General features: G+C 75.5%; 1 protein-coding gene. It reads left to right on the top strand.

Annotated features, from left to right (window positions below):
* The coding region (locus tag GA0115240_RS14645; protein ID WP_176725079.1) for an ATP-binding SpoIIE family protein phosphatase at window positions 1–1,964 on the top strand (1,964 nt) is incomplete at both ends.

Genomic DNA, 1,964 nt, shown 5'->3' with positions numbered 1-1,964 from the left:
CCCTTCGAAGCGGTGATGCGGCAGGTCCTGGACACCGGCGTCCCGGTCCTCGGCTACGAGTTCACCCGGCGGACCCCGGGGGACAGCCCGCACCGCAAGCACACCTACTCCATCTCCTTCTATCGCGTCGACGGCGCGGACGGCGTCCCGCTGGGCGTCGTCGGCCTGCGCGCGGACGTCACCGCGAACCGCCGGGCCCGCGCCCGCCTGGACCTGCTCAGCGAGGCCGGCACCCGCATCGGCACCACCCTGGACGTGATGAGGACCGCGCAGGAACTCGCCGAGTACGCGGTCCCGCTGCTGGCCGACTTCGTCACCGTCGACCTCGCCGAGTCCGTCCCGCTCGGCGACGAACCGCTGGCCCGGCTGGAGGAGCAGGACGGGCGGGCCGCCGTCTTCCGGCGCGGCGGGGCCGCCTCCATCCACCAGGGCCGCGAATCGCAGTGGGGCCGCGGCGAGGTGATCTACGTCTCGCCGTCCTCGCCCTTCGTCGACGTCGTCAGAACCGGCAGATCGGTCCTGGAGCCGGTCTTGGACCTCTCCCCGGGCGGCTGGCTGAACGAGGACCCGAAGCGGGCCCGCGTCGCCCGGGAGACCGGCATGCACTCGCTGATGATCACCGCGCTGCGGGCGCGCGGCGAGGTGCTCGGCTGCGCGGTCTTCGTCCGCAGCCGCAACCAGGCGCCGTTCGAGGAGGACGACCTGATCCTGGCCGAGGAACTCGTCGCCCGGGCCGCACTGAGCCTGGACAACGCCCGCCGGTACGCCCGCGAGCGCACCGCGGCCCTGGCCCTGCAACGCAACCTGCTCCCGCACCGGCTCGACGCGGGCAGCACGCTGGAGGTCGCCTGGCAGTACGTCCCCGCCGACCTGGCCGACGGGGTGGGCGGCGACTGGTACGACGTGATCCCGCTCAGCGGCGCCCGCACCGCCCTGGTCGTCGGCGACGTGGTCGGCCACGGCATCAACGCGGCGGCCAGCATGGGCCGGCTCCGGACCGCGGTGCGCACACTGGCCGACCTGGACCTGCCGCCCGACGAACTCCTCGCCTGCCTCGACCGCACGGTGATGCACCTCGACGAGGAGGACACCGGGAGCAGCGCCCTGCCGGTCGCCATGGGGGCCACCTGCCTCTACGCCGTCTACGACCCCATCACCAGGCGCCTGACCGTGGCCAGGGCCGGCCACCCGCCACCCGTGATCACCGACCCGGTGGCCGGAGCGAGCCTGCCCTACGTCCCGGCCGGCGCGCCGCTCGGCCTGGGACTGCTGCTCTTCGAGTCCGCCGAGTTCGAACTCGCCGAGGGCTGCACGATCGCGCTGTACTCCGACGGCCTGGTCGAGACCCGCGACCACGACATCGACTTCGGGATCGAGCGCCTGGCCGCGTCCCTCGCCCCCGCCGACGCCTCGCTCGAGGATCTGTGCGCGTCGGCGTTCGGCACGATCCCGACCAGCGCCGTGGCCGACGACGCCACGCTGCTTCTGGCGCGCCCCCGCTTCCTGCGCGACGACGAGGTCGCCGGCTGGGAGATCCCCGCCGACCCGGCCGGCGCCGGCCGGGCCCGCTCGCTGGTCGCCGACCGGCTGGCGGCGTGGGGCCTGGCGGACCTGGCGGCCACCGCCGGACTGATCGTCGGCGAACTCGTCACCAACGCCGTCCTGCACGGCGCGGCCCCCCTGCACTTGCGCCTGATCCGGCACGAGGTGCTCGTCTGCGAGGTCTCCGACACCGAGGCCGCCCAGCCGCGCCCGCGCCGCGCCGGCCCGCAGGACGAGAGCGGCCGCGGCCTGCTCATCGTCGCCCGGTCCAGCCTGCGCTGGGGCACCCGCCGCACCCCGGGCGGCAAGACCGTCTGGGCCGAACTCGCCCTGCCGACCGCCGCCCGGGGCGGCGCCGGGCACCCGGCCCGCACCGACCCGCCCCGCCCCGACCTGCCCCGCACCGCCCCCGAGCCCGGCTA

Origin of the sequence: Streptomyces sp. DvalAA-14, assembly GCF_900091855.1 — a bacterium.
GTDB lineage: Bacteria > Actinomycetota > Actinomycetes > Streptomycetales > Streptomycetaceae > Actinacidiphila.
This window is presented reverse-complemented; position numbering and strand designations above follow the sequence as displayed.